We start from the raw sequence: 7109 nt of genomic DNA, 5'->3' as shown, positions 1-7109 counted from the left end.
ATGTTGGTAGTTTTGTATATGGGTTATACAAGTATTATATTGAGTCACCATTTATGGAAAGTCAGGATTAAAAAGTAAGCTAACAAGCTAATTAATAAGGACAAAATGCAGTTGGCTGTTTTTCGTTCCTCAACATTTTAGCCTACTAAATTTTGCCCCTTAACAGGGCGTTATATACCACTGGAGGTTTCGTTAAACATATGGAAATTAGAAGTATTCAGTGGAAAGAGACTATTCCTCTTCGTCATAAAGTTTTATGGCCAAATGAGCCGCCTGAATTTTGTAAGGTTGATGGTGATGAGGAAGGTATTCATTTTGGTGCATTCATCAATAATGAGCTTATTTGTGTTGCTTCTATTTATCTAAAAGCAGAAAAAGCTCGCTTAAGAAAATTTGCTACCGATGCTTGCTTTCAAAACCAAGGTATCGGTTCTAAAATGTTAGATTTTATCATTCGTGATCTAAAAAACACTCAGGCGAAAGTTTTTTGGTGTGACGCTAGAGAATCTGCTTTAGGGTTTTATGAGCGTTTTGAAATGTATAAGTGCAGTGATCGTTTTTATAAAGCTGATGTTGCATATTTTAAAATGGAAGTAGCTTTGTAGTGCACTAAAAAGCATATAGCAAGAACTTTAAACGGAACATCAATAGTTGGCTATGTTTCGCTTCGCTACACTATTTTAGCCAACTATTTCTGTCCGCTTAAGTGGCCGTTACCGTATATCCTGGATAAATGGGGTCAGGTTAAACTTTTATAATTAGTAACTCTGATGCTAGACGATTGTGCTTTTCTAACCCAGTGTAGATGCGGCAATGACCGTCCATGACATGGCCAATTCTGTTCCATACAGAATTTGGCATTCCCTCCGTCCATGGAGGTCAGATGTTTTCGTTGAGGTTACATGGACCCTTTCTTTTATTGAGAGTTGCTGCGTGCCTCAGCAGTAGCTGCACATGCGCTGACCGCAGGTCATTGGAATCAATGCTGCCGGAGTTACCTTTCAGTTAGTAGATAGAGCTTGATACAGTTTTGTTGAGCGAAGCACAACAATTTAACTAGGCCGTTAGGCCTCAGTGAACCTCAGATAGAAGGTGTTAATCCCATTAACACTAACCTATCGCCATCCCTCTGATACTTCAAAAACAACTGCGCTATATCATTGGGCGCTGTCTCAATGACGCTAAATCCATGTTGGGCATAAAATTGTTCAAGCGGGGCGAGTGCAAAAATATATGTATTACCATCACAGAGAGTAGATTCAAGTTGCTGCATTAGCTGATGCCCAATACCTTGGCCACGAAATTCTGGGTGCACTAACATGCCAGTTAAAATAGCTAACTGACCAATTGGCCGAATACGTGCAGCGGCAATAATCTCACCCAAACTATCAAGATTAGGATCGGTTTGGCTTAACACGCAAACAGACTCTTTCTGTAACAGCCGTGCATAAGGCATATGTTGGCGATAGAACTTCTTCACCTCATTGCGCTGGCTTGCGTCGACCCAAGTCAATTCCACTATTGATACCTTTTCCTGTGATGTAATAATAGTTGCCTATGAACTCTGAATGTAAATAGTGAGAAGGTTGATACATATGGAGCAAGTGTCTGCAGCAGGGCAACTCTAAGACATCCATGTCTGCGTTGCATTGGTATGTCCTACACGGCAGATGCTGCGGTTAAGCCCTCAAGGATGAGTTTATGGCGTCTTGCGTAATAGTATCAATCTGCTCATGATACCTACAAAGCAACATTGTGACACACAGCATTTTTTTACCATCCATGGCAAATCTTCATAAATGTTCCAGACATAACGAAGGTTTTTTACCGTCCATGGCAAATCTTCATAAATGTTCCAGACATAACGAAGATTTTTTACCATCCATGGCAAATCTTCATAAATGTTCCAGACATAAAAAAACCGCCGGTAGGCGGTTTTAATTGCAAGCTTGCCGAATTAATCAGTGAAGATTAAAGACCTGCGTCAGCGCGTAGTGCTTCAGCTTTGTCTGTCGCTTCCCAAGGGAACTCTTCACGACCAAAGTGGCCATATGCTGCCGTCGCAAGGTAGATTGGGCGGGCTAGGTTTAACATCTCTGTTAAGCCATATGGACGTAGGTCGAAGTGACGACGTACTAGATCAATCAATAACTCTTCAGCCACTTTAGCAGTGCCGAATGTTTCGATGCTGATTGATGTTGGCTCTGCAACACCAATGGCATAAGACACTTGTAGCTCACAACGATCAGCAAGACCGGCTGCAACAATGTTCTTTGCAACGTAACGTGCTGCGTATGCTGCACTGCGGTCAACTTTTGATGGGTCTTTACCTGAGAAAGCACCACCACCGTGACGAGCCATGCCGCCATAAGTATCAACGATGATCTTACGACCGGTTAGACCACAATCACCTACTGGACCACCGATAACAAAACGGCCAGTTGGGTTGATGAAGTACTTAGTGTCTTTAGATAACCACTTAGCCGGTAGTATTGGCTTGATGATGGTTTCCATTACGCCTTCAATGAGATCGGCTTGGTTGACGTCTTCGCTATGCTGTGTAGAAAGCACAACGGCGTCGATACCATGGATGCTGCCATCACTGTTATAAGCAAAAGTCACTTGGCTTTTCGCATCAGGACGTAACCACGAAAGCGTCTTGTCTTTACGTACTTCAGACTGACGTTTCACGAGCTTGTGTGCATACGTGATCGGCGCAGGCATAAGTACGTCAGTTTCGTTGTTGGCATAACCAAACATAAGACCTTGGTCACCGGCACCCTGTTCTTTAGGGTCTGCGCGATCAACACCTTGGTTAATGTCTGGAGACTGCTTACCAATGACATTTAATATAGCGCAAGAGTCGGCGTCAAAACCCATATCAGAATGGGTATAACCGATTTCACGTACGGTCTTACGGGTGATCTCTTCGATATCAACCCAGGCTGAAGTAGTCACTTCACCGCCAACCATAACCATGCCAGTTTTGACATAAGTTTCGCATGCTACGCGTGCTTTTGGATCTTGCTCCAAAATTGCGTCTAATACCGCATCAGAAATCTGATCGGCGATTTTATCTGGATGACCTTCTGAGACAGACTCAGAGGTGAACAAGTGCTTTGCCATGATGGAAAATCTCGTCTTTATACAATTTGAATGTGTAGAAGTATCTACATCTAGACGGCTATCTTAGTGGAAAACAAAAAAGAAGACACCCCCTTTCAGTTAATTTTGTGCAGTAATCCACGCTATTATGTCCTTAATAAATACATGGTTAATAAGCTTAAGTTTGTATAAGTTGCTGATAAAGTTGTTGTTAGCGGTGTTATTTTGGTACTTGTTCTGATAAAAAAATGATCAATGCACCTTGGGTTCGCTAGCAAATAGATAAATATCTTATTTTAACTAAGATTTAGTGCACTAAAGGTGGGTTAACGTGTTGTTAAATATGGTTAGCTTGTCATCGCTATTGGCTAATATGTATCGATTTTTTCATTCTGGGCGAATTAAATTTGCGTCCTACAGTCTAGTAGGCGAAAATATGGCTCCAAATTTTGCTGTAGTGAAGGTAAAGCAAATACCAAAGTTGCTGCCTCCTTCGCTAGATCTAAGCCTCAATACCCCAACACTACGCAGGAGAGAGCATGTCATCTCGTAAAGAACTCGCTAACGCAATCCGTGCATTAACCATGGATGCCGTTCAAAAAGCCAATTCTGGTCACCCAGGTGCACCAATGGGGATGGCTGACATCGCTGAAGTGCTATGGAATGATTTCCTTAAGCACAACCCAAACAACCCTGAGTGGGTTGATCGTGACCGTTTTGTATTATCAAATGGTCATGGCTCTATGCTTATATACTCTTTGCTGCACCTTACGGGTTACGCATTGCCAATTGAAGAGTTGAAAAACTTCCGTCAGTTGCATTCTAAAACACCGGGTCACCCTGAATATGGTTACACTCCAGGTGTTGAAACAACGACTGGCCCATTAGGCGCTGGTATTAGTAACGCGGTTGGTATGGCGATTGCTGAAAAGACATTGGCTGCACAGTTCAACCAGCCAGGTCACGATATTGTTGATCACTTCACATACTGCTTCTTAGGTGATGGTTGTTTGATGGAAGGTATCTCTCATGAAGCATGTTCATTAGCAGGTACGTTAGGTCTTGGTAAGCTTGTGGCTTTCTGGGATGACAACGGTATCTCTATTGATGGCCATGTTGAAGGTTGGTTTACCGATGATACACCTAAGCGTTTCGAAGCTTACGGCTGGCATGTTATTGCTGACGTAGATGGCCACGATAGCAATGCTATCCGCGCGGCAATCGAAGCTGCTAAGGCTGTCACTGACAAGCCAACAATGATCTGTTGCAAAACCACCATCGGTTTTGGTTCGCCAAACAAATCTGGCAGCCATGACTGCCACGGTGCACCACTGGGTGACGCTGAAATTGCAGCTGCACGTGAGTTCCTTGGTTGGGATCACGCTGCATTTGAAATTCCTGAAACCGTTTATGAAGGTTGGGATGCTAAAGATTCTGGCGCTTCAAACGAAGCAAGCTGGAACGAGAAGTTTGCAGCTTATACTGCTGCTTTCCCTGAGCTAGCTGCTGAATATAAGCGTCGTGTTATCACGGGCGAACTTCCTGCAGAATTTGAAGAAAAGGCAAACGCCTTTATTCAAGAGTCTCAAGATAAAGCGGAAGGCATTGCCAGCCGTAAAGCATCACAAAACGCGATTGGCTTTTTCGGTGCTATGTTACCTGAACTACTTGGCGGCTCTGCTGACCTTGCCGGTTCTAACTTAACGCTATGGTCTGGTTCTAAAGGTATTCAAGACGATGCAGCCGGTAACTACATCTACTACGGTGTACGTGAATTCGGTATGAGCGGCATTATGAATGGTGCATCACTGCATGGTGGTTTCATCAACTACGGCGCTACGTTCATGATGTTTATGGAATATGCACGTAACGCAGTCCGTATGTCTGCCTTGATGGGCATTCAGAACATCTTCGTTTATACCCATGACTCTATCGGTCAAGGTGAAGATGGTCCAACTCATCAGCCAGTTGAGCAACTTGCTAACTTGCGTATGACACCTAACATGACGGTATGGCGTCCATGTGATGCAGCAGAAACAGCTGTCTCTTGGAAGAGTGCTATTGAGCGTCGTGATGCTCCAACATCACTCATCTTTAGTCGCCAAGGTCTGAAAGCACAAGCACGCAGCGCTGAGCAATTAGCTAACGTGGCTAAAGGTGGTTATGTACTGAGTGATTGTGCTGGTACGCCAGACTTAATCCTTATTGCTACCGGCAGCGAAGTTCAGTTAGCAATGGATTCAGCTGCGGCGCTTACAGAACAAGGTCAGAAAGTACGTGTTGTTTCTATGCCTTCGACTAACGAGTTCGACAAGCAAGATGCTGCTTATAAAGAGTCAGTATTGCCAAGCAGCGTGACTAAGCGTGTGGCTATTGAAGCCGCTCACGTTGATTTCTGGCATAAGTATGTTGGTTTCAACGGCGCTATTGTTGGTATGACAACCTTTGGTGAGTCTGCCCCTGGTGGAGACTTGCTGAAGCACTTCGGCTTTACAGTAGAGAATGTTGTAGCAACCGTTAACGGTCTATAATTTGCTTTAGCTTTAGCAATAAAGCTAATGATGCACAGGCAAACTAGCCATTAGGTTAGTTTGTCGATTGCGTCTATTGATGCTCTATGATACTACGGCTTACCAATTGCGGTAGGCCGTTGTTGTATCAAGAAATCAGCCAGTAACAAAGGTAAAATAGTTAATGATAAGAGTCGCTATTAATGGTTACGGCCGTATCGGGCGTTCAATTCTTCGTGCGGTCTACGAGTCTGAAAAACGCGATCGAATTCAAATCGTGGCGATTAATGAGTTGGCAAAGCCTGAAGCGATGCTGCACTTAACCCAGTACGACACTACCCATGGACGTTTTCACACCCAAGTTAAATTACATGATCAACATATGATCATTGGTGATGATGCTATTAAGCTGTTACATGAACCCAACCCTGAAAACTTGCCTTGGCAAGAGATGGGCATTGATATTGTGTTTGAAGCTACCGGAGTGATTAACGACAGGCAAGCTTGCGAGGCGCACATTAAAGCGGGTGCGAGACAAGTCCTTATTAGCAACCCATCATCAAGTGATGTGGATGCCACCATTGTCTATGGCGTGAATCATGATCTGCTAAGAGCTGAACATACCATAGTATCGAACGCTTCCTGCACCACCAATTGTATTGTGCCAGTGATTGATGTACTCGATAAACATTTTCAAGTAAAAAGTGGGGCTATTACCACTATCCACTCAGCGATGAATGATCAACAAGTGATCGATGCTTATCATGATGATCTGCGTCGAACCCGCGCCGCCGGACAATCGATTATTCCCGTCGATACTAAATTGGCCCGTGGTATTGAGCGCATCTTGCCTCACATGAAAAATAAGTTTGAAGCCATCTCAGTACGTGTTCCAACCATTAATGTTACCGCTATCGACCTTTCCGTTACGCTCAATAAGCGCGTCGATATCGAACAAGTTAACAAGGTACTTAAACAGGCTACCGAAGGTTCGTACTCTGGGGTTGTTGGCTACACTAATGAACCATTAGTGTCGTGTGATTTTAACCATGACCCACGTTCAAGCATTGTCGATGGTACGCAAACTCGCGTTAGCGATGGTCATCTGGTGAAGTTATTACTTTGGTGTGATAACGAATGGGGCTTTGCTAATCGCATGCTCGATACCAGTTTAGAGATGATCAGCGCAGTACGTGCTGCAAAAAACGTTTAGGCTAAGATATTTGTTTGCTGACTCGGTGTTCCGTCCCGCGTCGTCAACATCCAGTTTTGTTTTTACTTTAATTTTTAACTTTAACTTAAATCGTAAGGAAGCATGAAATGGCGATTCTTAATATGCAAGACATAGACCTTCAAGGTAAGCGTGTGCTTATTCGTGAAGATCTCAACGTGCCTGTAAGTGACGGTGTGGTAACAAGTGATGCGCGTCTACGTGCATCGCTGCCAACCATTAAGCTTGCGCTTGAAAAGGGTGCTGCTGTGATGGTGATGTCT

The 7109-nt window shown here is 43.8% G+C and carries 6 protein-coding genes; 4 read left to right on the top strand and 2 right to left on the bottom strand.

What is annotated here, in order from left to right:
• Positions 1-200: 200 nt before the first annotated feature.
• Positions 201-605: a GNAT family N-acetyltransferase gene (locus CXF82_RS10560; protein WP_102038446.1), complete on the top strand. Its 405-nt coding sequence runs from the start codon at positions 201-203 to the stop codon at positions 603-605.
• Positions 606-1081: 476 nt separating this feature from the next.
• Here the strand turns inward: CXF82_RS10560 and CXF82_RS10555 are convergent, their stop codons facing one another.
• Both CXF82_RS10555 and metK read right to left on the bottom strand, forming a co-directional pair.
• Entirely contained in the window at positions 1082-1519 is a 438-nt protein-coding gene (locus CXF82_RS10555; RefSeq protein ID WP_102044168.1) for a GNAT family N-acetyltransferase, read from the bottom strand.
• A gap of 452 nt (positions 1520-1971) precedes the next feature.
• Entirely contained in the window at positions 1972-3126 is a 1155-nt protein-coding gene (gene metK / locus CXF82_RS10550; protein WP_102038444.1) for a methionine adenosyltransferase, read from the bottom strand.
• A 518-nt stretch (positions 3127-3644) separates the two neighbouring features.
• Here metK and tkt point away from each other — a divergent pair.
• From tkt to pgk, 3 genes are all read left to right on the top strand, one after another.
• Positions 3645-5636, top strand: a complete 1992-nt coding sequence (tkt, locus tag CXF82_RS10545; protein ID WP_101091724.1) for a transketolase — start codon at positions 3645-3647, stop codon at positions 5634-5636.
• Positions 5637-5799: 163 nt separating this feature from the next.
• A complete protein-coding gene (epd, locus tag CXF82_RS10540; RefSeq protein ID WP_101091725.1) occupies positions 5800-6828 on the top strand; it encodes an erythrose-4-phosphate dehydrogenase in 1029 nt (342 codons plus the stop codon).
• A gap of 107 nt (positions 6829-6935) precedes the next feature.
• On the top strand, positions 6936-7109 hold a 174-nt coding region (pgk, locus tag CXF82_RS10535; RefSeq protein ID WP_102044167.1), incomplete at its 3' end, for a phosphoglycerate kinase.

The sequence above is a fragment of the Shewanella sp. GutDb-MelDb genome, from assembly GCF_002836075.1.
Taxonomy (GTDB): Bacteria; Pseudomonadota; Gammaproteobacteria; order Enterobacterales; family Shewanellaceae; genus Shewanella.
The sequence above is the reverse complement of the archived record's forward strand: the minus strand, read 5'-3'. Positions and strand labels throughout refer to the sequence as shown.

What these genes read in the sequence shown, in the direction of transcription:
- CXF82_RS10560 (WP_102038446.1), top strand. Translation starts at nt 201, where the DNA reads ATGGAAATTAGAAGTATTCAGTGGAAAGAGACTATTCCTCTTCGTCAT.
- metK (WP_102038444.1), bottom strand. Translation starts at nt 3,126, where the DNA reads ATGGCAAAGCACTTGTTCACCTCTGAGTCTGTCTCAGAAGGTCATCCA.
- tkt (WP_101091724.1), top strand. Translation starts at nt 3,645, where the DNA reads ATGTCATCTCGTAAAGAACTCGCTAACGCAATCCGTGCATTAACCATG.
- epd (WP_101091725.1), top strand. Translation starts at nt 5,800, where the DNA reads ATGATAAGAGTCGCTATTAATGGTTACGGCCGTATCGGGCGTTCAATT.